The sequence below is a fragment of the Salinisphaera sp. Q1T1-3 genome (assembly GCF_003602005.1).
Taxonomy (GTDB): domain Bacteria; phylum Pseudomonadota; class Gammaproteobacteria; order Nevskiales; family Salinisphaeraceae; genus Salinisphaera.
In genome coordinates, this window is the sequence record NZ_QZWD01000003.1 from 205,207 (window position 1) to 228,960 (window position 23,754).

General features: G+C 64.7%; 17 protein-coding genes. 13 read left to right on the plus strand and 4 right to left on the minus strand.

The window, feature by feature from the left end; genetic code table 11:
* Positions 1-290: 290 nt before the first annotated feature.
* From D3260_RS04675 to D3260_RS04705, 7 genes are read left to right on the plus strand one after another with little or no spacing between them, the layout of a single operon-like run.
* Positions 291-1,517, plus strand: a complete 1,227-nt coding sequence (locus D3260_RS04675; RefSeq protein WP_120097409.1) for a hypothetical protein — start codon at positions 291-293, stop codon at positions 1,515-1,517.
* Positions 1,507-2,877: an L-serine ammonia-lyase gene (locus tag D3260_RS04680; RefSeq protein ID WP_120097410.1), complete on the plus strand. Its 1,371-nt coding sequence runs from the start codon at positions 1,507-1,509 to the stop codon at positions 2,875-2,877. Before D3260_RS04675 ends, D3260_RS04680 begins: the two co-directional genes overlap by 11 nt.
* 25 nt (positions 2,878-2,902) lie before the next feature.
* On the plus strand, positions 2,903-4,156 hold the full coding sequence (locus D3260_RS04685; protein WP_120097411.1) for a sarcosine oxidase subunit beta family protein: 1,254 nt from the start codon (positions 2,903-2,905) through the stop codon (positions 4,154-4,156).
* A gap of 23 nt (positions 4,157-4,179) precedes the next feature.
* Positions 4,180-4,461, plus strand: a complete 282-nt coding sequence (locus tag D3260_RS04690) for a sarcosine oxidase subunit delta (protein WP_120097412.1) — start codon at positions 4,180-4,182, stop codon at positions 4,459-4,461.
* Positions 4,458-7,469, plus strand: a complete 3,012-nt coding sequence (locus D3260_RS04695) for a sarcosine oxidase subunit alpha family protein (RefSeq protein ID WP_120097413.1) — start codon at positions 4,458-4,460, stop codon at positions 7,467-7,469. The genes D3260_RS04690 and D3260_RS04695 overlap by 4 nt, the downstream gene beginning before the upstream one ends.
* Positions 7,462-8,133, plus strand: a complete 672-nt coding sequence (locus D3260_RS04700) for a sarcosine oxidase subunit gamma (RefSeq protein WP_120097414.1) — start codon at positions 7,462-7,464, stop codon at positions 8,131-8,133. Before D3260_RS04695 ends, D3260_RS04700 begins: the two co-directional genes overlap by 8 nt.
* A complete protein-coding gene (locus D3260_RS04705) occupies positions 8,130-9,014 on the plus strand; it encodes a formyltetrahydrofolate deformylase (protein ID WP_120097415.1) in 885 nt (294 codons plus the stop codon). Before D3260_RS04700 ends, D3260_RS04705 begins: the two co-directional genes overlap by 4 nt.
* A 340-nt stretch (positions 9,015-9,354) precedes the next feature.
* Here D3260_RS04705 and D3260_RS04710 read toward each other — a convergent pair whose 3' ends face one another.
* Positions 9,355-10,461, minus strand: coding sequence for a hybrid-cluster NAD(P)-dependent oxidoreductase (locus tag D3260_RS04710; RefSeq protein WP_120097416.1), 1,107 nt, complete (start codon positions 10,459-10,461; stop codon positions 9,355-9,357).
* A 368-nt stretch (positions 10,462-10,829) separates the two neighbouring features.
* Here D3260_RS04710 and D3260_RS04715 point away from each other — a divergent pair, with 368 nt between their 5' ends.
* From D3260_RS04715 to D3260_RS04735, 5 genes are all read left to right on the plus strand, one after another.
* A complete protein-coding gene (locus tag D3260_RS04715; protein ID WP_120097417.1) occupies positions 10,830-12,119 on the plus strand; it encodes an aromatic ring-hydroxylating dioxygenase subunit alpha in 1,290 nt (429 codons plus the stop codon).
* Between the two features lie 564 nt (positions 12,120-12,683).
* A complete protein-coding gene (locus tag D3260_RS04720; RefSeq protein WP_120097418.1) occupies positions 12,684-14,735 on the plus strand; it encodes an NADH:flavin oxidoreductase in 2,052 nt (683 codons plus the stop codon).
* A 3-nt stretch (positions 14,736-14,738) separates the two neighbouring features.
* Positions 14,739-16,700 carry a DUF3483 domain-containing protein gene (locus D3260_RS04725; protein WP_233543961.1) on the plus strand — a complete coding sequence of 654 codons (1,962 nt, stop codon included), beginning with the start codon at positions 14,739-14,741 and terminating at the stop codon, positions 16,698-16,700.
* Between the two features lie 154 nt (positions 16,701-16,854).
* Positions 16,855-17,928 carry an electron transfer flavoprotein subunit alpha/FixB family protein gene (locus D3260_RS04730; RefSeq protein ID WP_158583395.1) on the plus strand — a complete coding sequence of 358 codons (1,074 nt, stop codon included), beginning with the start codon at positions 16,855-16,857 and terminating at the stop codon, positions 17,926-17,928.
* Positions 17,918-18,697, plus strand: coding sequence for an electron transfer flavoprotein subunit beta (locus D3260_RS04735; RefSeq protein WP_120097420.1), 780 nt, complete (start codon positions 17,918-17,920; stop codon positions 18,695-18,697). The genes D3260_RS04730 and D3260_RS04735 overlap by 11 nt, the downstream gene beginning before the upstream one ends.
* 120 nt (positions 18,698-18,817) lie before the next feature.
* On the opposite strand, the gene D3260_RS04740 is transcribed toward D3260_RS04735, so the two are convergent.
* Positions 18,818-19,741, minus strand: coding sequence for a GlxA family transcriptional regulator (locus tag D3260_RS04740; protein ID WP_120097421.1), 924 nt, complete (start codon positions 19,739-19,741; stop codon positions 18,818-18,820).
* Between the two features lie 467 nt (positions 19,742-20,208).
* Between D3260_RS04740 and D3260_RS17445 the strand changes: the two genes are divergently transcribed.
* Entirely contained in the window at positions 20,209-20,763 is a 555-nt protein-coding gene (locus D3260_RS17445) for a hypothetical protein (RefSeq protein WP_158583396.1), read from the plus strand.
* 213 nt (positions 20,764-20,976) lie between these two features.
* Here the strand turns inward: D3260_RS17445 and D3260_RS04745 are convergent, their stop codons facing one another.
* Complete coding sequence (locus D3260_RS04745) at positions 20,977-22,029, minus strand: GlxA family transcriptional regulator (RefSeq protein ID WP_120097422.1); 1,053 nt, start codon at positions 22,027-22,029, stop codon at positions 20,977-20,979.
* 254 nt (positions 22,030-22,283) lie between these two features.
* Positions 22,284-23,582, minus strand: coding sequence for an MFS transporter (locus tag D3260_RS04750; RefSeq protein WP_370456279.1), 1,299 nt, complete (start codon positions 23,580-23,582; stop codon positions 22,284-22,286).
* Between the last annotated feature and the right edge of the window lie 172 nt (positions 23,583-23,754).

Consider the following 23,754-nt stretch of genomic DNA (forward strand, 5'->3'; position numbering starts at 1 on the left):
CGCGTGCGCACTGCCGGCGCCGAACGGCTCTGCGATTTCCGCGGCAAGACAAGACGGCACCTGTTTTCATTCCTGATTCAGAGGCTTCGCGGCCGGTGGTCGCGTTGTGCCTGTCTTTGCCTGAATGCGTCGCTGGATCGAACAGGCGTCCCGCCATGCGCCGTGGCATCGAGCCGGGAGAACGGGCGGTGAAATAATCCCGCAACAATGTCGCAAACGTTCAAGTCGGCACGGTCCCGCGATCGGTCTAATCCAGTCATACGGCTCATTCGAGCCACGACAGGAAGACGATGGCAATGTTGGATCACGGCGGAACACCGACGCAGACCGATGCCGAACTCGATGCGGCGCGGCATGACGTTCGCATGCGGGATGCGCAGCGCATCGATCTGGTCGGCCCGCCGTCTTCGCCTGCGGCGACGCTGCGCGCGCGATCGCGGCTGATCATACAGCCCAATCCGGTCGAAGCCATCGAAGTCCTGGCCCGCGATCGGGCGCGTCGAGCCTATGATGCTTCGGATGCCTATCTGAATCTGGTCTCGCCAGCAGCTGCGCTCGCGCTGCTGGCCGAGCAACTGCTCGCGCCGGGCGACGGCGTGCTCACGGTCGGGCTCGAAAACATCTTTGTCTCGCCCGACAGCGATCGTTATCGCATGACGCGCTGCGAGCCCGATATCGATTCCGGCCGGCTGGATTACGAGCGGCTCGAGTCACGCGTGCTGTATTTCCGTCCGCGCTTGGTCGTGGTCGGTATGCCGCCGCATGCCCGAGCTCTGGATTGGCGGGCGCTGCGACGCATGGCCGATGCGGCGGGTGCATGGCTGGCCGTCGACATCAGTCCGATCGCGGCCGGCGTGGCTGCCGGCCTGCACGGCGATCCGGTGGCCAGCGCGCATATGGTGGTCGCGGCGACGCAATGCCTGCCGGGCGGTCCGCGTGGCGCCATGATGCTGCTCGGCCGCGATGCCGCGTTGGCCGATCGGCTGGCACCGGCCGTGGCCGAGGCCGCGCCCGAGGCCCCGCGGCTCGATGAGGCCGAAGACCTGGCTCGCGCACTCGGTCGTATCGAGCACGCCGATTATCGTCGGGCCCGACGGATGGCCATCGCCCATGCCCGGACCATGGTGCGCCTGCTGCGCGGCCGGGCTTTCGACGTGATGACCAGCGGTACCGACGATCATCGTTTCCTCATCGATCTGAGCCGCCAGTCGTTGACCGGTCGACGTGCGGTGGATGCGCTTGACGCTGTCCACATCGCGGTACGCGCCGAAGCCCTGCCGGGGGCGGCCGGCTGGCCGTTCACCAGCGTGGGCCTGCTCGTGGATACCGGCGCCATCGCCGATCGCGGCTTCGATGACGCCGCGGCACGCCAGCTCGCCGGTGTGATCGCCGACGTGCTCGAGGCGGCCGAGGCGCCCGAGATCGCGGTTCGTGCCCGACGCCAGGTTCGGGCGTTGTGTGAACGCTGCCCGCAGAGCGTGACGCTCTGCGAAGCCGAGGTCAGTCATGGCGGTTAGTGTCTTCGAATTGTTCAAGATCGGCATCGGGCCGTCGAGTTCTCATACCGTGGGCCCGATGCGCGCAGCCGCGCGCTTTGTGCGCGAGCTCGAGGCAGACGGCCGGTTGGCCTCGGTCACGGCTGTCGAGGCCTCGCTCTACGGTTCGCTCGCCGCGACCGGCCGAGGCCACGGCTCCGACCATGCCGTGATGCTTGGCCTGGAAGGCGATGAGCCGGAAAGCGTGGACGCCGAGGGCATCGGCACGCGTATCGCGACGATGCATGCCTCGCATGCGGTGGCCCTGAACGGCCATCACCGGATCGATTTCGATGTGCGTCGACATCTGTTGATGAAGAAACGCGAGCGCCTGCCCCTGCATACCAACGGCATGCGTTTCGTCGCTCGCGACGAGGCCGGGCAGACGATCGCTGAACGGATCTTCTATTCGGTGGGTGGCGGCTTCGTCATCGAGCCGGACGAAAACGGCGAAGCCCGTCTGGTCGAAGACGAGACGCGCCAGTGTTATCCGTTTACCACCGGCGCCGATCTGCTGGCGCACTGCGCCCGTGAAGGCGTGGCGATCAGCGAGATCATGCGAGCCAACGAGCGGGCCTGGCGTGATGACGACGAGATCCGTGCCGGCCTGCTCGATATCTGGGCTGCCATGGCCGACTGCATCGCGCGTGGTCGCTCACGCGACGGGGTGTTGCCCGGCGGCATCAAGGTCCGCCGGCGGGCCGCCCGCCTGGCGCGCGATCTGGAAAACGCCGAGGCCGCCGGGGACCCGCTGGACGTCATCGACTGGGTCGGGCTCTACGCGCTGGCCGTCAACGAAGAAAACGCCTCGGGCGGTCGCGTGGTCACGGCACCGACCAACGGGGCGGCCGGCATCCTGCCCGCCGTGCTGAGCTACTTCGTGAATTTCTGTGAGGGCGACGACGACGCGGTCGTGCGTTTTCTGCTCACGGCGGGCGCGATCGGCGTGCTCTACAAGGAAAACGCCTCGATCTCGGGCGCCGAGGTGGGCTGTCAGGGCGAGGTCGGTGTGGCGTGCTCGATGGCCGCGGGGGCATTGGCCGAAGTGCTGGGCGGCACACCGGCCCAGGTCGAGAACGCCGCGGAAATCGGCATGGAGCACAACCTCGGGCTCACCTGCGATCCGATCGCCGGGCTGGTGCAGGTGCCGTGCATCGAGCGTAACGCCATGGGCGCGGTCAAGGCGATTCAGGCTGCCCGCATGGCGTTGCGCGGCGACGGCGAGCATTTCGTCTCGCTGGACAAGGTGATCGCCACCATGCGGGCCACCGGCGCCGACATGAAGACGAAATACAAGGAAACCTCGCGCGGCGGTCTGGCCGTCAACGTCATCGAGTGTTGAGACCCAGGTTCAACCGGAAGCTGTCATGAAAAACCGCTATTCAATCTTTTCGCTGGCCCGCAATGCGTTGTCGCATCACGAGAACTGGGACCGCGCCTGGCGCAGCCCGGAGCCGAAGTCCGAATACGATGTGATCATCATCGGCGCCGGCGGCCATGGTCTGGCCACTGCCTACTATCTGGCCAAGGAGCACGGCATCACCAACGTCGCCGTGGTCGAGAAGGGCTGGCTCGGTGGCGGCAATACGGCGCGCAACACGACCATCGTGCGCTCGAACTATCTCTACGACGAATCGGCACATCTGTTCGAGAAGTCGCTGAAGCTCTGGGAAGGCCTGTCCCGGGAACTCAACTACAACGTCATGTTCTCCCAGCGCGGGGTCTACAACCTGGCCCACACGCTGCAGGAAGAACGCGATGCCAAGCGTCGCATCAACGCCAATCGGCTGAACGGCATCGACAGCGAATGGGTCGATGCGCGCCAGATCAAGGCCGAGGTGCCCTATATCGACACCTCGTCGAATGCCCGCTACCCGATCCTCGGGGGCTCGCTACAGCGTCGCGCCGGCACGGCGCGTCACGACGGCGTGGCCTGGGGCTATGCGCGGGCCGCCGATGCGGCCGGCGTGGACATCATCGAGAACTGCGAAGTCACCAATATCCTGCGCGACGGAGGCACGGTGACCGGCGTGGAGACCACGCGCGGCACGATCCGGGCCAGGAAGGTCGGCATCGTGGTCGCCGGCAACTCGGGTGTACTGGCCGAAATGGCCGGATTCCGGCTGCCGGTGGAGTCGCACCCGTTGCAGGCCCTGGTCTCCGAGCCCGTCAAGCCGATCCTGGACACGGTGATCATGTCCAACGCGGTCCACGGTTACGTCAGCCAGTCCGACAAGGGCGAGCTGGTCATCGGGGCCGGCATCGATGCCTTCAACGGCTACGGCCAGCGCGGCAGCTTCAACATCATCGAAGAGACGATCGCGGCCATCAAGGAGATGTTTCCGATCTTCTCGCGCATGCGGATGCTGCGTCACTGGGGCGGCATCGTGGATACCACGCCCGATGCCACGCCGATCATCGGCAAGACGCCGGTCGACAATCTGTTCATCAACTGTGGCTGGGGCACCGGCGGGTTCAAGGCCACGCCCGGTTCGGGCTGGGTATTCGCCCACACCCTGGCCACCGGCGAGCCGCACTGGATCAACGCGCCGTTCTCGCTGGATCGCTACACCACCGGTTACCTCGTCGACGAGCACGGCGCGGCCGGCGTGGCGCACTGATACAACGCCGCTAGGAGAAAACCATGTTTCAGATCGACTGCCCGTGGTGCGGGCCGAGAGACCAGCAGGAATTCGCCTATGCCGGCGAAGCCGCGATCAAGCGGCCGGAGAATCCGGCGTCCCTGAGTGACGCCGAATGGGCCGATTACCTGTTCATGCGCACCAATCCGCGCGGCCGCCATCACGAACAGTGGCGTCACGTCCACGGCTGCGGCCAGTTCTTCGACGTGGTACGCGACACCGTGACCTATCGCATCGAATCCGTGGATGTTCCCGGTCGACCCGCTCTCGGAGACGCCTCATGAGCCAGCAGACCCATCGCCTGTCCCAGGGCGGCCGCATCGATCGCGGCCGCGAGATCAGATTCACCTTCAACGGCCGCGAGTACACCGGCTATGCCGGCGATACGCTGGCCTCTGCGTTGCTGGCCAACGGTGTGTCGGTCATCGGCCGCAGCTTCAAGTACCACCGGCCGCGCGGTCTGGTCGGAGCCGGCCCGGAAGAACCCAATGCCATCGTGCAGGTCGGGCTCGGCGGCCAGACCCGGCCGGACCAGCGCGCCACGCAGGTCGAGCTGTTCGACGGTCTGGTCGCCTCGACCAGCGCCCGGCTCGGTTTCGACCCCATGGGCCTGAACAACACCTTCTCGCGAATGTTGCCGGCAGGCTTCTACTACAAGACCTTCAAGTGGCCGGCCAAGTCGTGGCCGAGCTACGAGAAGCGCATCCGACAGGCCGCGGGCCTCGGTTATTCACCGACCGAGCCGGACACGGATCGTTACGACCACATGAACGCCCACTGCGATGTGCTGGTCGTCGGCGGCGGCCCGGCCGGTCTGGCCGCGGCCCTGCGCGCCGGACGCGCCGGGGCGCGGGTGATGCTGGTCGACGAAAACGCCGAATTCGGCGGCTCGCTGCTCGCCGAGCGGGACGCGCAGGCCAACGCCATCGATGACCGCAGCCCGCACGACTGGATCGCGGCGAGTGTCGCCGAGTTGTCGGCAATGCAGGAGGTGCGTGTGATGACGCGCACGACAGCGTTCGGCAACTACGACCACAATTTCATCGGCCTGATGGAAGACAAGGCCGATTATCGAGGCGGCCCCGGCGCGGGGGAGGTCCGGCATCGGCTCTGGCGTGTTCGGGCGCAGCGCGTGGTGCTGGCCACCGGCGCGCTCGAGCGACCGCTCGTCTTCGGCAACAACGACCGGCCGGGCATCATGACGGCCTCGGCGGTCTCGACCTATCTCAATCGCTACGGCGTCGCGCCGGGCTGGCGGACGGTGGTCTTCACCAACAACGACAGCGCTTATCAGACTGCGCTCGATCTGAAGGCGGCCGGCAGGGACGTGGCGGCCATCGTCGATATCCGGACCAATCCGACGGGGGCGCTGGCCGATGCAGCCCGCGAAGCCGGCATCCCGATTCACGACAGCAGCGCGATCATCAAGGCGCGCGGCTCGCGACGCGTGAAGAGCGTGCAGATCGCCCAGGTGAAGTACGGGCAGCTGGCCGAGGAGGGCGACACGATCGCCTGTGATGTGGTGGCCACATCCGGCGGTTGGTCACCGGTCGTGCATCTGCACTGTCATATCGGGTCCAAGCCGCAGTGGGACGACGAGGCTGCCTGTTTCCTGCCCGGGCCGGATAATCCGGGCCAGAGCTCGGCCGGTTCGGTCACCGGTGCCTTCTCCTTGCGCAAAGCTCTGTCACAGGGCTTCGAGCAGGGCGGTGCCGCGGTTGCCGAGCTGGGTTTCGAGCCGACGGCCGGGGCCGCACCGTCGGCACCGGCGCCGGGTACGGTCATGCCGATCCAGCCGTTCTGGATCGCACCCACCGGCAAGCCGCTCAGCCGCGGGCCGAAACAGTTCGTCGACTACCAGAACGACACCACCGCCGCGGATATCGCACTGGCCGTGCGCGAGGGCTACGAGTCGGTCGAGCACGTCAAGCGTTACACCGCCATGGGTTTCGGCACCGACCAGGGCAAGCTCGGCAATATCAACGGTATGGCGATTCTCGCCTCGTTGCTCGACCAGAGCATCCCCGAAACCGGGACAACGACGTTCCGGCCGGCCTATACACCGGTGTCGTTCGGCTCGGTGGCCGGCCGCACGGCCGATCACCTGTTCGACCCGGAGCGCAAGACCGCCATGCACGACTGGCACGTCCAACACGGCGCGCTGTTCGAGAACGTCGGTCAGTGGAAGCGGCCCTGGTATTACCCGAAAGACGACGAATCCATGCAGGCGGCGCTTGATCGGGAATGCCGGTCGACGCGTAACGGCGCTGGCGTGCTCGATGCCTCCACGCTCGGCAAGATCGAAGTTCACGGGCCGGATGCGAACCGGTTTCTGGACATGATCTATACCGGCGGTCGGCGCAAGATGAAGACCGGCACCTGTCGTTACGGTCTCATGCTGCACGAGGACGGCATGATCTTCGACGACGGTGTGACCGCCAAGCTCGATGAGAACCACTACTACCTGACCACGACCACCGGCGGCGCGGCCGGCGTGCTGAACTGGCTCGAGCAGTGGCATCAGACCGAATGGCCGGACATGGATGTGTTCTTTACCTTCGTCACCGACCAGTGGGCGACCGTCGCGGTCAACGGTCCGAAATCGCGCGAGATCCTGCAGGCGCTCTGTGACGACATCGATTTCGATCGCGAGGCCTTTGCCTTCATGACGTTCCGCGAAGGCACGGTGGCGGGCGTGGCCGCGCGCGTCTTCCGGATCAGTTTCACGGGTGAGCTGGCCTTCGAGATCAACGTCGATGCCAATTACGGCCGTCATGTCTGGGAGGCCGTGATGGCCGCCGGCGCGCCGCACGGCATCACGCCCTACGGCACGGAAACCATGCACATCCTGCGCGCGGAGAAAGGTTTCATCGTCGCCGGGCAGGATACCGATGGTGCCGTCACGCCGATGGACATGGGCATGCACTGGGCGATCGGCAAGAAGAAGGACGACTTCATCGGCATGCGCTCGCTCTCGCGCGCCGACATCGTCGGCGAGGGGCGCAAGCAATACGTCGGGCTGGTTCCGACCGACGGCAGCATCGTGCTGCCCGAGGGCAGCCAACTCGTCAACGACCCGGAAGCCGCCCTGCCGATGCCGATGGTCGGCCATGTCTCGTCCAGCTACCACAGCGACACGCTCGGTCATTCCTTCGCCCTCGCGGTGGTCGAGGACGGCCGGTCGCGCCACGGCGAGACGGTCTACTCGCCACAGGTCGACGGCAGTGTGATCGCCGCGACCATCACCGACCCTGTGTTCTACGATCGTGAAGGAGCGCGTCAGAATGTCTGAGATCAAAATCGAAAGCCCGCTCGTGGACCAGGTCGAGGCGGTGCGTGGCAACAGCGCGCCGGCCAAGGTCGGCGTCCGGATGACCGAACACCCGTTTCTTGGCCAGATCGTGTTGCGTGGTAAATCGTCCGACACGGCTTTCACCGCGGCCTGTGCCGGAGTGCTGGGTTGCGAGGTGCCGACAACGCCCAATACCTATGCCGAAGGCCAGGGCGTGGTGATCGCCTGGATGGGGCCGACCGAATGGCTGGTGTTGGTCGACGGTGAGAGCACGCCGGCATGGCTATCCGCGCTGCGCGGCGCGCTCGCCGACGTGCATGCCGGCGTGCTCGACACGTCGGGCGGTCAGACCCTGATCAGCCTGGAAGGGCCGGCGGCGCTGGATGTGCTGGCCAAGGGCAGCACACTCGATCTGCACCCGCGGGTGGCGCCGACCGGATTCTGTACGCGATCGCTGCTGGCCAAGAGCGCGATGTTCGTCCGCGTCGTCGAGGCCGGCCAGCGGTTCGAGATCGTGGTGCGTCGCAGTTTTGCCGATTATCTCTGGCAGTGGCTCGTGGATGCCGGCGGTGAATACGGTCTGGCCATCCAGCCGGCCGAGTCGACGCTGGTGCTTGCCGGCCTGCAGGCATCGGCCCCGCCGAAGACGGCGACCGGCGCATGAGCGCATCGGCTCGGGAAGCGGCCACGCCGCGTGCTGCGCATCTGCTGACCGCGACCGGCCCGAGCCGGCGTGGTCAGGTCGCGGCCCTGTGTGCCACGGTCGATCGTATCGGCGGTTACATCGAGGAGCTCGATCAGTACGACGATCCGGACACGCAGCGTTTCTTCGCCCGTCTGCGATTTCATGTTCCGGACACCGGTTTCGATGCCGCCGAGCTGTCCGCCGAGCGCACTCGTCTGGCCGAGGCGTATGGACTGACCGTGCGCCTCGCGGCCGCGGACCGGCCAGTGCCGGTCCTGATTCTGGTCTCTCGACTCGATCATTGCCTGCGCGATCTGCTCTATCGCCACGCGCGCGGCGAGCTGTCGATGACGATTGCCGCGATCGCCTCCAACCATGCAGATCTCGAACCGCTGGCCGCGCAGTACGGATGTCGTTTCGTCCATCTGCCCGTCAGCCGGGACACCCGGGGTGAACAGGAGGCGGCCTTGCAGGCGCTCGTGGCCGAGACCGGCGCGGAGCTGGTCATTCTGGCCCGCTACATGCAGATCCTCAGCGACGAAATGGCCTTGTCACTGGCCGGCCGGGCGATCAACATCCATCACTCGTTTCTGCCGGGTTTCAAGGGGGCAAAGCCCTACCACCGGGCGCACGCCCGAGGTGTCAAGCAGATCGGGGCGACCGCGCACTATGTCACGCCTGACCTGGATGAAGGTCCGATCATCGAACAGAGTGTGGCCCGGGTACGTCACGATGATCGCGTGGGCGATCTGATCGCCACGGGACGCGACTGCGAGTGCCGGGCACTGTCGCACGCCGTGCGCATGCATATCGAATCACGCGTGTTCATCAACGGCGAACGCACCCTCGTGTTCGGTTAGGGCCTGTTATTAACCCGGCATAAAAATAGATGATTTTTCGGGTTGATAATGCGCGTGTGCGACAGCACGCGCGCTACGGCCAACGGCCGTGAAGCCATTGAGAATAAAAAGACGGACAAGGGCCGGTGTTTCTTTCGATGGCGTTGAAAACAGCTGACGTCGTCAGCTGTTTTGGTGCCGGATTAATAACACGTCGCGCGTGACCGGACGGGACGACGGTCATTTTTCCGCAATCCGGCGTTGTCATTCGCTACGCCAGAATGACGGGCGCACGCGCCCGATGTCTGGTCTTGCAAAAAATGAGCGCCGGTGCGGCGCACGCGGGACGTGTTAACAGGCTCTAGAAATCCACCACCACGTCAGTCTTCGGGCGGCTGCAGCAGGACAGGATATAGCCGGCCTCGATGTCCTCCTCGGTGATGCCGCCGTTGTGGTCCATCTCCACTTCGCCGGACTTCAGGCCCACACGACAGGTCCCACAGATGCCCATGCCGCAGGCCTTGGGGATATGCAGGCCGATTTTCGCGGCCGCGGCATGGACGGTCTCGTTGGGCTGAATGCTGACGCGCTTGTCGGTGCTGGCAAACGCGATCTCACGCAGATCCGCCTCGTCCACGGCTTCGGCAGCCACCTCGGCCTGTTCGGCCAGCTCGATGACGTCTTCGCGTACCGCGGCCGGCGTGGCGTCGAAGTGTTCCTCGTGATAGTGCGACATGTCGAAGCCGCGTTTCTGCAAGATCCCGCGGACCGCCTTCATGTAGGTCTCCGGCCCGCAGCAGAAGATCTCGCGTTCCATGAAGTCCGGCACCATCAGCTCCAGCATCGGCTCGGTCAGATAGCCGCGGAAGCCGGCCCAGGATTCGCCTTTCTTGTCGTCGTGTTCGCAGACGATATGCAGCGTGAACTCGGGCAGGCGCGAGAACATGTGCGCCAGTTCGCGGTGATAGATGATGTCGTGAGGCGTCCGCGCACTGTGCACGAACTGCAGGTCAACCGCGGCATTGGTATCGAAGAACCAGCGGGTCATCGACATGAGCGGCGTGATGCCGACCCCGCCCGAGAGCATCAGCGGCTTGTCCGCCGGATAGTCGATGGCGTTGAAGTTACCCACCGGCCCGTGTACGGCCAGCACTTCGCCGACGCCCAGATTGTCGTGCAGCCAGTTGGAGACCCGGCCACCCGGTATCCGCTTGACGGTGATCGAAAAGCTGTAGGGAATCGAAGGAGAACTCGAGATCGTGTAGGAGCGCATGATCGGCTCGCCTTCGATCTCCAGCTCGAGCGTCACGAACTGGCCGGGCTTGAAGAAGAACATGACCGGCTGTTCGGACATGAAACAGAAAGTGCGGACGTCCGCGGTTTCCTGGATGACCTTGACGCAACGCACCTTGTGGCGGCCGTTGGTCCAGGTTTGCGTATTGACCGGGTTCGAGAAGTTCATCGCCATGTCGTCGCCACGTGACAGTGCAGGGCCAAGGCCCCGTGAGCCGATCGGCCCGGGGGCGGGCCGTATTCCTTGGTTGGATTCTGGGCGCCCGCTCCGACCACGACTTTTCTCTCAGCGACACGTAGTTATCTGAACCATCCGGGGTCGACGAAGGCCGATTCCGGCGACGTCGCGCGCATGATTCATCATGTCGTTGGCAGACAACTCGGGCGATGAAAGCTGTATCAAAATCAATCCCGAACTCAATCAATGATGTCCCGGGCGGCCATCTGGCCCCGGGAATCGTTGATGAAAATTCGGCAAGGAAAAATTTTCCGTACGGCGCGCTCGTTCAATCAAGAATCGCGTGGTGCCGTGAGGGCATAGTCATGAATTCCACAGTTCGCTTTCCGCTCGAGGATCCGTTGTATAAAGCCGGACAGGCGGCCGCAGAGATGCTCCAGGCACGGGACCGGAATTTCTCCTTGCCACAGCCGTTCTACAACGATGAGCAGCTCTTTGCGCTCGACATGCAGAACATCTTCGAAAAGGAATGGCTGTTCGCAGGAATGACCTGCGAGATTCCGAAGAAGGGGTGTTTTCTGACGGTCAACGTCGGTGACAATTCGGTGGTCGTCGTGCGCGGGGAGGAAGACAGCATCCGGGCATTCCATAACGTATGTCGGCACCGTGGATCGCGGCTGTGCAGCAAAGCCAGCGGCAAGGTGGCCAAGCTGGTCTGTCCCTATCATCAGTGGACCTACGAACTGGACGGCAAGCTGCTGTTCGCCGGCACCGACATGGGGTCGGACTTCGACATGTCGGCCTACGGCCTCAAGCCGGTCCATGTGCGCACCCATGGCGGTTTCATCTTCATATGCCTGGCCGACGAGCCGCCGGCGCTGGATGATTTCGGCGATGCGCTTTCCGAGTACGTCGGGCCGCACGGCATGGACAACGTCAAGGTCGTCGCTGAGTCCGACATCATCGAAAAGGCCAACTGGAAACTGGTGATCGAGAACAACCGCGAGTGCTATCACTGCAACGGGGCCCACCCCGAGCTTCTCAACTCGCTCTACCAGTTCGACGACACCGAGGATCCGCGTGCCACGCCGGAATACAAGCAGGTGGTCGAGCGCAAGCAGAACGATTGGGAAAGCGAAGGCGTGCCGTGGCGGCTCCAGCGCTTTGGCCAGCAGAACCGGATCACCCGGACGCCGCTGGTCGAAGGCACCGTATCGATGACGCCCGACGGCCAGCAGGGTGTCGGCCAGCTGATGGGGCGACTGACCAGCCCTGACATGGGGTCGCTGCGGATTCTTCACCTCCCGAACTCCTGGAACCATGTGATGGGGGATCATGCGGTGGTGTTCCGCGTGATTCCCATCGGGCCCCAGGAAACTCGTGTGACCACGAAATGGCTGGTCAACGCCGACAACCAGGAAGGCGTGGACTACGATCCCGAGACGTTGCGCAAGGTCTGGGATGCCACCAACGATCAGGATCGCCAGCTGGCGGAAGAGAATCAAAGAGGTATCAATTCTCTGGCTTACGAGCCCGGTCCCTACTCGGAAACTTTTGAATTCGGGATCATCGATTTTCTGGATTGGTATAGCCAGCGGATGCTGTCGAATCTACAGGGTCTGGAGCCCGAATTGAAACTGGCCAACGCACAGTAGCCGAAGGCGCGCCTGGGCGCGCGACTATCGGTATCGATCCGTGCCAACCGTGGCCGGCGACCGGCCGGTGCACGGGTTGCCCGGTCCGCTGAATGCCGACGCGGGCCGGGGGTCAGTGCCGATCCAGCTGGCCGTGGCCTATGCGGGCATGCCGACTCGATAGGCGCATGGCAAGGCGTATCGCTGATACGCCGGCCGGGTTCGTCGTTTCCCGAACGGCGGACCGAGCGCGTCGGAAGACGCCTCGTATCCCGAACGCACAAGATGCCGCTGTTGCCGGCGCCAATCTCGTCGATGGCGGCTGCGCAAGCGTGTGTCCGACTTGAAGACAGGTCGTGCCGGGTAGCCGGGTTGGGTTTGGCCATTCCTCGATCAAGTCACGACGTGGGGTCTTCGAGTGATGACGTTTCTGTGAAATTTTGCGTCGCAATCGAAGGCTCCTTAAAAACGGCCCGCTCATAGACTGAAATCATTCCAACGGAAAGCTCGGGAGCGGGCCATGACGATTCGTGCTGTTTTGAACGTCGACCGGGTGGCGCCGCAGGCGCTCGGGCGCGGTGTCCTATGAGTCAGTTCGATGCGCTGTTTCAGCCACTCACGATCAACAGGCTCACGCTGCGCAACCGGATCGTCAGTACGCCCCACGGTGAGGTCTATACCGAAGGTGGCATGCCGACCGAGCGATATCGCGCCTACCACACGGAAAAGGCCAAGGGTGGCATCGGCATGACGATGTGCGGTGGTTCCTCCTCGGTCTCGATCACGAGCCCGACGCCGGTCTGGTGGGGCGCGGTCGATGTGAGCCACGACCGCATCATCCCGTACTTCCAGCAGCTGTCCGCCTCCGTCCAGGGCGAGGGCGCAGCGCTCATGATCCAGCTCACCCACATGGGCCGGCGCACCAGCTGGCACGGCGGCGGCTGGCCGCATCTGGTGTCGCCGAGCGGGATTCGCGAGCCGGTCCACAATTCGACCTGCAAGACGATCGAAACCGAGGAAGTCGAGCACATCATCGGCGAGTACGCCCAGGCTGTCCGCCGGGCCAAGGAAGGCGGGCTCGACGGTGTCGAGATATCGGCGGCGCACCAGCACCTGATCGATCAGTTCTGGTCCCCCCGGACCAACCAGCGCACCGACAAGTACGGCGGCAGCCTCGAGAACCGAATGCGCTTCGGTCTGGAGGTATTCGAGGCGATCCGGGCCGAGGTCGGCAACGATTTCGCGGTGGGCATGCGGATGGCCGGCGACGAGTTCCTGCCGGACGGGCTGGGCCAGGAGGAGCTGCTGGAGATCGCCTCGCGCTATTCGGCCTCCGGCATGGTGGATTTCATCGACGTGATCGGCTCGGGCGCGGATACGCATGCCACGGTGTCCAATTGCATCCCGAACATGGCCTATCCGCCGGAGCCCTTCGTCTATCTGGCATCGGCGATCAAGGCCGAGGTGGATGTGCCGGTCATCCATGCCCAGAACATCAAGGATCCGATGTCGGCGGCCCGAATCATCTCGGAAGGGCATTGTGATCTGGTGGGCATGACCCGTGCCCACATCGCCGATCCGCATTTCGTCAACAAGACCCGCGATGACAAGGTCGATCAGATCAAGCAGTGCGTGGGCGCCAACTACTGCATCAACCGACAATACGACGGCCTGGATGTCCTGTGCGTGCAGAACGCGGCTACCGGTCGCGAGCAGACCATGCCGCACAGGATCGCCAAGGCCGATACCCAGCGCCGGGTGGTGGTCATCGGCGGCGGCCCGGCCGGCCTGGAAGCCGCACGGGTCTCGGCCGAGCGCGGCCATGAGGTCACATTGTTCGAAAAGACGGATCGTCTGGGCGGCCAGGTCGAGATCGCCGCCAAGGCGCCGGCCCGTGATCAGATCGCCGGCATCACGCGCTGGTTCGTCATGGAACTCAAGCGTCTCGGTGTGGATATCCATCTGTCGACCGAGGCCGGCGCCGACGAGGTGCTGGCTCTGGCGCCGGACATCATCATGGTCGCGACCGGCGGCCGCCCATATCTGGATCAGAGCCCGGGCTGGCATGCCGACGAAGATTTCGTGGTCAGCAGCCACGATATTCTTTCAGGGGCGGTGGAGCCCGGTGCCAACGCGCTGGTCTTCGATGTGACCAGCGGCTATGCCGGCGTCAGCTGTGCCGATTATCTGGCCAACCGAGAGTCGCTGGTCGAGATCGTCACGCCCGATCTGGCGGTCGGCGAGGCGACCGGCGGCACCAGTCAGCCGGTCTACAACAAGCGGCTCATGGCACATGACGTGGTGTTCACACCGAATACCGCGCTGGCCGATGTCTATCGCGAGGGCGACCAGCTCATCGCGGTGCTGGCCAATGAATATACCGGCGCCGAAGAAGAGCGCGCGGTTGACCAGATCGTGGTCGAGAACGGTGTGCGCCCGCGCGAGGACCTCTACTACGCCCTCAAGACCGGCAGCCGCAACAACGGCCAGGTCGACATGGAAGCCCTGTTCGCGGCCACGCCGCAGCCGACCTACGATGGCGAGGGCTATCTGCTCTATCGCGTCGGCGACTGTGTGTCGCCGCGCGATATCCACGGCGCGATCTACGACTCGCTCCGGCTCGCCAAGGATTTCTGAACCATGACGGGGACGAACCCGGCCGGCTGGATGGTGCTGGCCAGTCTGTTGCTTCTGATGGCGGCGATCGCCTGGCGGGCGACCCGCTGGGCCGCCGGGCGATCACGGCCGATTGCGTGGCGCGGGCTGTTCCAGGTGCCACGCCGCTATCTCGTCGATGTGCATCACGTGGTCTCGCGGCGACCGCTGACCACCGACGATACGGCCGATACCGGGGCGCGCGTGGCGCGCATGCACGTGCTCACCGCTGGCGGCTTCGTGGCGGCGACGTTGTTTGTGCTGATACGTCATCTGCTCGGTATGGGCGGGCTTGTCACCGCGTGGCTGGCCCTGGCGGCGCTGGTTGCCATGGCTGTTGGCGTGACGATCGAATGGCGACGCCGTCGGCCGACACGCGCCGCACGACTGTCCGGCGGCGGATACGACCGGCTGCCGTGGTCGCTGACGGCATTCGTCGTCTTCTTCAGCGTGGCGAGTCTGCCCGCCGCCGGTCTTGCGCCACCGATCGCGTGGTCGTCGGTACTGGCCTGGCCGCTGCTGGCAATTGGCATCTGGGCCTGTGCCGAACTCTATGTCGGTATGGCACTCGGGCCGATGAAGCATGCGGTCAACGGCGTGCTGCATCTGGCGTTTCATCCGCGCCCGCAGCGATTCGATCACGACGCGCGTGACACCGCGCTTGCCCCGGCCGATCTGTCGGCTGAGCGGATCGGCGCGGAGCAGCCCAAGGATTTCGACTGGAACCGGCTGCTCGGTTTCGATGCCTGTGTCCAGTGCGGGCGCTGCGAAGCGGCCTGCCCGGCGTTCGAGGCCGGGCTGCCGCTCAACCCGAAGGCGCTTATCCAGGATCTGGTATCGGCGGAAATGGGCGGCGGCGTCACGGGCCGGTATCGGGGTCAGGGGCACCCGGATCGAGACGGGCGTCCGGAATCGCGCGGCGGCGCCTTGATCGATGCCGAGGCCGGCATCCACCCGGACACACTCTGGTCCTGCACCACGTGCCGGGCCTGTGTGTCCGAATGTCCGATGATGATCGAGCACGTCGATGCCGTCATCGACATGCGACGTTTCCAGACCCTGGAAGCCGGCGCGACGCCGGCCAAGGGCGCGGCCGTGCTCGACGAACTGCGTCAATCCGACAACATGGGCGGCCGGCCGGCTGCCCGACGTGCCGACTGGGCCATCGATCTGAATATTCCGTTGCTCTCGGAGACGGGCCGCTGCGATGTTCTGCTCTGGATGGGCGAGGGCGCGTTCGAGCGACGCAACCAGCGTACGCTGCGCAGCCTGGTCAAACTGTTGCGCGCGGCGAACGTGGACTTCGCCATTCTCGGTGCCGAAGAAGCCGATTGCGGGGACCTGGCGCGCAGACTCGGTGACGAAGCCACCTTTCAGCGACTGGCCCGGACGAATATCGCCACGCTCGATCGTTATCGTTTCAACGAGATCGTGACCGCCGATCCGCACGTGCTACAGGCCATCGGCCGAGAGTATCCGGCGCTTGGCGGCCATTACACGGTACGCCACCACACGACTTTCCTCTCGCGACTCGTCGTCGAGGGGCGCCTGCCGGCCGCCGCTGGCGAAGCCATGGCCGTGACTTATCACGACCCCTGTTATCTCGGGCGTTATAACGGCGAGACCGAGGCCCCGCGCCAACTGCTGGCACACATGGGCCAGTCGATCACGGAAATGCACAAGTCCGGCGAGCGGTCGAGTTGTTGCGGCTCCGGCGGCGGGCTGGCCGTGACCGATATCCCGGGCCGTCGTCGCATCGCTGATGTCCGCATGGAACACGTGGCGGCGACCGGCGCCGAGACCGTGGCCGTGGCCTGTCCGCATTGCGCCACGATGCTCGAAGGCGTGGTCCAGCCGCGGGCCGAAGTCGTCGACATCGCGGACCTGCTGGCCGATGCGATCGAGACCGCCGAGCCGGCGGCGGAGGTGTGGCGTGAGAGTGCGTAGACGGGCCCGTCGTGCCTTGGCACCGCCCGACGGCAACCGGCCGCGACGCGATCCACGTCGGGAGCGCGATCCCGACGCCACGATCGAACCGTTGATCGAAGTCGGGCCGACCGGTCGGCCACGGCGCGATCCGCGCCGGATTCGGCGTGAGGCGATGACCGCAGCAACCGGTCGATTGCGCCTCGATCGATCGGGTCGCAGCGGCGCGGGCACGGCCGCCGGCGCGCCGGCAGCACACGCCGTCGCTGCCGGGCCGGCCATCACGCGCATCGAGGACCCGGCGTTCTGGATCGTGGTGGTGCCGGACTATGAAGCGGGTCGCCTGTCGAGCCACGATCGGGATGTCTTCGGTGCGGCCCGCAAGCTCGCTGATCGAGACGGCGGCGGCGTGGTCGCCGTCGTGTTCGAGCCGGGCGAGGATCCGGGGCCGGCCGGCGCCGACCGGCTGATTCGGTTCGATGATCCCGGCTATGTCGGTTATGCCCCGGCACATCGTGCGACCGCGATCGAAGCGCTCATCGCCGAGCTGGCCCCGCGCCATCTGTTGTTCGCCGATACGCTCGTCGCGGGCGGTGATATCGGTCGGCGCGTGGCCGCGGCCCGCCATGTGACGCCGGCCACGCGCGTGCATCGCCTGCGGGTTGACGAAGTCGTCAGCCGCGGCGATGGCGCTCGCTCGGATTACACGCGAACGCCGCCACGGGTGCTGCTGCTCGCCCCCGAATGCGAAGATCCGATCGCCCCGGATCGATGTCATGAAGCACGGCCGGTCGCGCCGCCGGCCGTCGATATCGGCGACGGCGACGGTGGCATCCGCGATCTCGGCCTGTTGCCGATCGACCCCGGCGCGGTGCCGTTGGCCGAGGCCGATTTCGTGCTCAGTGCCGGCAACGGCGTGACCGACTGGGACGCGTTTCATGCGCTGGCGCGCGCGCTCGGTGCCGCCGAGGGCGGCTCGCGTGTGGTCTGCGATGCCGGGCTCATGCCGCGGGAGCGCCAGATCGGCGCCTCGGGCACGCTGATCGAGGCACGCTGCTATCTGGCCTTCGGGATCTCCGGGGCACCACAACATCTCCAGGGCATTGCACGCTGTGAAAAAGTCGTGGCCGTGAACACCGATCTGCACGCCGAAATGGTCAAGCGCGGCGATCTGTCCGCGATCAAGGACGCGCAAGAGGTCATGCCGGCCCTGACGCGACTGCTGGAGGCCCAAGCCCGTGATACCTGAGATCACCGTCATCTGCTCGCTCGGCCGACACCCGGGCTCGGATCGCGTCCGCCCCGCGATCGCCGATGCGCGCGCGCTCGCCTTCGCGTTGTCGGTCGGCGAGCGCGTGCGTGCCGTGCACGTTGGCGATCCCGAGTCGCCCGGTCTGCGTGACTATCTGGGCCAGACCGCAGGCGGAAGATCGCTGGACCGCCTGGATGTGATCGAGCTGCCGGCGGATCGGGATATCCGGCCAGCTCTGGTTGCCTATCTGGCCGCCCGGCGTTGTGATGTCGTGCTGGCCGGCACCTGTGCCGAAGACGGCGAGGGCAGCGGCATGCTGGCCTACGACCTGGCTGACGCACTCGGCCATACGCTTGTGCCGGCGATCGATACGCTCGCTTCGAGTGACGGCGGCCTGGCTCTGACACAGGTTCTGCCACGCGGCCGGCGCCGTTCGCTGAAAGCCATGACACCGCTCATCGCTACGGTGGATGCTGCCTCCGCGCCGCGTCCGATATATGCCGAGGCCAGGGCGCGCCGGGGCACGATTCGAAGACTCGCGCCCGAAGTTGCCTGCCCGGTTGCCGAACATGCCGACATACGGCCGGCACGACCGCGTCCGAAACGAATCCGGGTGTCGGGCGGCGGCAGTGCCGCCGATCGTCTGCGTGCTGCCAGCGAGACCCAGGCCGGGCAGGGCGCGCTCATGATCGACCCGGCGGCCGAAGACGCTGCCCAGGCGATCGCCGACTATCTGCGTTCGGAAGGGTTCTTGAGCTCGCACTGACAGCTCTTGTAAACCGACGTGGCGGCACGCGTGGTGTCGCGGCCGCCTCGCGAAGATCACCGGCGGATCCCTGGACCTGCCGGCCGGTCTGGTCGACCGCCGGCTTCGGCCCTGGCGCGATCAGTGCGGCGTGGTTTCCTGTACCGCGACCGGTTCATTGCGCCGGATCTGGGTCGCTTGTCGACGCCGTTCCTGGCTGGGCGGCAGCGCGTAGTAGTCGTGATAGCACTTGCTGAAGTGCGGCGAAGACGAAAAGCCGCAGGCCAGCGCGACGTCCAGAATCGACATGGATGTCTGCAGTAGGAACTCCCGTGCGCGCTTGAGACGCAGCTCCAGATAATAGCGCGTCGGCGAACGGTCCAGATGCGTGCGGAACAGCCGCTCGAGCTGGCGTCTCGAAATGTTCACGTAATGCGCGAGTTCACTCAGGGTCAGCGGCTCCTCGATATTCGCCTCCATGAGTGCCACGGCCTCGAGCAGCTTGGGCTGGCTCGGCCCGACACGCGCGCGAAGAGGCACGCGCTGTGCGTCTCCCACGCCGCGAATGCGATCATGAACGAATTCCTCCGATACGGAGGCCGCCAGTTCCGTGCCGCACTGCTGACTGATGATATTGAGCATCAGATCCAGTGGTGCCACCCCGCCGGAGCAGGTATAGCGGTCCCGATCGATGACGAACAGCTGCGAACAGAACAGCGTGTTCGGAAACTCGGTCTCTTCGTTGATGCTCGATATGTGTTCCCAATGGACCGTGCATCGATAGCCGTCCAGGACACCCGCCCGAGCGAGGATATAGGGCCCGGTGCACAGGCCGCCCAGCGGCGTATGCCGTTGGGCCATGTGCTGAAGCCAGTTGAGCAATCGGCGATCGCAGGCCTGCTTGACCTCGACACCGGCGCAGACGAAGACGATATCGAATTCGTCGTCGCGCTCGAAGGCACGGGTCGGTGCGATCGTCAGGCCGTTGCTCGCCTCGACCGGTTCGCCGTCACAGCTCAAGACCGCCCAGTCGTAGAGCTGACGATCGGTCAGCTGGTTCGCCATGCGCAATGGCTCGATCGCACACGAAAGCGAGATCGCGGAATAACCCGGCACCTGCACGAATCCGATTCGGCAGGGTTGTCCTGTCTGGAAAGGGCTGGATTGAATCACGGGTCACCCGCTCGCCTTGCGGCGCAATGATGTGAGTAATCGAGTATAACAACGAAAAATCACAGTAATGAAAAACTTTACGTTATTTTCGATTTGACGACGATCGATGTCGCGAATACAAAACATCATGTCGCTTACGGAAAGGTCACGCATCGCATGGTGTCTCGTCATGCACCGGTCAGCGTTTGAAAGAAGGCAAGCCGTAGGCCAAGTCACCGATAATAAAAGGGTTGTATTCTGAGCGCTCACCAGTGACCCGCACGGTACGCCGTTGACGCATGCGGCACCCGTGACGATCGACGACGGCCGGATCGGGAAAGGGATCAATGCAGAAATGTCGATGACATAAGAAACAAGACGTGGCGATTCGTATAGGGATAATTGGGGAAAGAGTCGCTGACGGCGGCCCGGTCAAACAGCGTGTTTCGTTCGCGCCTTGTCGAGATCCCGTGTTCGAGGGGGTGAGTTTATTTGCCAATAATTATTCATTTATACCCAGCGACTTGAGCGTAGATTATTCATTGGTCAAGCCGATGCATGAAGAGTCGATATCATCGAATGCCGAGATAAGCCGACGATGGGGCAAGGGTGTGTCCCAGGGCCTGTTGAGGTTTCGTTCGAGCGCCTTTTCGTCGAGAGACCGCCGTGTGTCCGGCAAGGCGCGAGTCGCCGATCGTGGCGTGGCACGATTCAGGCTCGCAACGCCGCAGGGCGGGATTTGCAGCCCAACCCGAAGGGACAAGCGTCCCAAAATCAAAAACACGACGGCAATCCAGCGTTGTCGCCCGCTGGCGCAGCATGACGGCACGGCGCGCACGACGCCTTGTCTTGCCGCCCATCGTCAATTTCGGGGCGCGCTAGGCGCGGACTCGCACGAAACATCAAAAGTCCCTAAAGTGCTTGAATATGATTGACGTTGCGGGCGGCACCGATTGAGCGAATTTGATCTGAAATAAACCGATCGGTATTCATCATCAATTGGTCTGTAATAATTAATACTTTGGTCCCAGATGCAGGGCATTCTGGTCCGGTTGACGCTATATCGACGTACCTCGCTTCGAGAGACTGTCTTTTCGGATTCTTGGCGAAAGTGCTTTCGATCGCATTGCCGGACGCCGCAGTCAGGCTCACAGATGTGAGCGTCTCGAAAACAGCCCGGCCAGGTCCTCGTCCGCGGGCGGCGGCATCGTTTCGTCGGCCTGACGCGCGATATGAGAGGGCGAACGATCGAACTGACGCTTGAACTGACGTGTGAAGTGGGCGTTGTCGGCAAAGCCGCACTCTGCGCTGATTTCAGTGATCGAGCGCTGTGTGTTGTGTAGAAGCCACAGCCCGTAGCGCAGCCGCAGATCGCGGGAGAACGTGCTCGGGCTCATGCCGAGTTCACGCATGAAGCCGCGTTCGAGCTGACGCTTCGATATGCCGAGCATGTCGGCCAGCGCCGTGGTGCTCGGTGGGTCGTTGAGGTGCTGTTCGATGATATGAATGCCGCGCCGCACTCGATTGTCCTGGACCTGATCCTGGACGGCCGGCTGTGGCTGGGCAGTGTTGCCGCGCCTCGCGCCGTCGATCAGCATGATGTGCAGGCTCTTCTGCGCCCAGGCGCGACCGATGTGACGCTCGATGAGCCAGGCCGCCAGATCCGCGGCCGCCGTGCCGCCGGAGCAGGTGATGCGGTCGCCGTCGACCACGAACAGACGGTCGGCGACCGGCATGACGTCCGGGTAACGCGTGGTCAGATCCTTGTAGTGGTACCAGCTGACACAGCAGCGCCGGTTGGTCATCAGGCCGGCCTGGATCAGGGCGAACGGCCCGGTGCACAGGCCGATCAACGGCACGCCGCGTGCTGCGGCGCGTTGCAGATAGGCAATGGTGGCGGCATCCGCCGCGGCCTTGTCGTCGAGCAGGCCACCACAGACGACCAGATAATCGAATTCCTCGACCGCGCGCTGTGCATATGGCTCGCACGGCGCGATCTGGGCCCCGTTGCTGGCGGTGGCCGGGCGACCGTCCGGGCTGAGGAAACGCCAGCGACACTGGACCGGCCGACTGGTATCCCCTTCGTCGGCGGCCAGACGGAGACAGTCCACGAAGGCCGCGAAGGGCAACATCGTGAAACGAGGTAACAGAACGAAGCCAACGGACAGCCGAGCGCGCGGGGCATCGAGCTGCGTGTCCATGACGGTGGTTCTCAGCCAGCCCGAGGCCGGTTGCGGCCTGCGGCGCGATGCCGGGTCGTGACGCACTGCAGACGACTCATCATGCCAGCCTCCGGGCAGGTTTCATCCGGGTTCGGGCCGTGCCGTGGCGACTGACGGCCCGCATTGCCGTCCCATGCAGTTATCGTGCCTAGTGCCAGCCGGGCTGGCAAACAGGCCCTTGTCTTTCGGCAAGGGCCGCGGCACAACGCCGCGTATATGCCGTGTCGTGCTCATCAATCGGCCTGACGGCTGGCTGCCTGATCCGGATTGAGCCACCACGTCATGATGAAGGACACGGCATACAGGCCAACGAAGGCCCAGACAACGCCAACGTTTCCGCCCCAGGGTTGAACGATGGCCACCACGGCGGTGCCCAGAAATGTGGCACCGCCGGCGGCCGTGGTGTACATGGCCATCGCGGCGCCCTTGTGATGCGGCGTGAGGGCCGGAAGGATCGCTCCGAGGGGCACGAAGCCGGCCAGTAGAATCCCGAACACCATGCCCGCGATGACCGAGACGGCATAGCCCCAGTCGGAGCCGGCGGGCACCAGATGCGGGATATACCACCAGGCCAGCAGCCCGACGGCCGAGCCGACCACGCCGAACCAGCGGACTGTCCGGGTCCACCCCCAGCGATCGCCGATCGCGCCGAAAACGGCATTGAGCAGGATGTTGCCGGCATAGATACACGTCGTCATCAACAGCCATCGGGACTGCCCCCAACCGAGTTGATCGGCAATGACCGCCGGCATGATCACGAACATGCCGAATTCCGGGGCCGTGTTGATCAGACGCACGAGAAAACCGAGCAGCACGCGTGGCTCGTTCCAGGTCAGACGCAGGCCGGAGGTGAGCACCTCGGCCGCGCTCTCGTCGGCGGGTGCCAGTCGCCCGTACCCCGCCGGGTCGCGCACGCCAAGCCACACGATGAGAAAGCCAAGCGTGACCAGACCGATGGACGCCCACATGGTGAGTGTCTCGCCCAGTGCGCCGCCGCCGAACAGCGGAATCGTGCCGGCCGCGAACAACGAGCCGAGTGTCGGCAGGCCGCCGGTGAACATGACGTAGAACCAGCCCACGGCCGTGCTATTGCGCCGCCGCGGTACCACTGCGTTGATCCAGACCAGAAAAGCGAAGGCGAACAGCGGGAAACCGAAACCCCGCATGAAATAGGTGGCGAACACCAGGGCGGTCGATTCCAGCCGCAGCGATAACAGGAACGCGACTTCGAAGATCACCCAGGTCAGAAAGCCCCAGAGCATCACGCGGCGCGGTCCGAACAGATCGGCCAGCGCACCGGACAGATAGGATGCGACCAGCACCGCCAGGCTGTACATGGCGATGATGGTCGGTACCAGCTCGGCACCGGCGCCCGACAGGGCGTTCTGCATGTGCGGGGCGATGAAATTCGATGCCGTGCCGTTGCCGGTCATGAAGATCAGTACGCCGAGAAACCCCCAGCGAATCGAGTGGGGCATGCCCAGTCGATCGAAGAGCGACTCATTCGTCGTGGATGTCGAGCTCAAGGCAATCTCCTGATATCAAAGGCCGATGAGACCCCCGTCGCGCCGCGCGCAACGTTTCATAGAGTGACGGGCACGCATATGCGTCCTTGGTCGCAGGGGCCCGCCGAGGGGCATGCACGCAGGTGATCATCGGAAGACGCCGAGCCGATCGGTCCGCGTTCGGCGACCGGACAAGCCT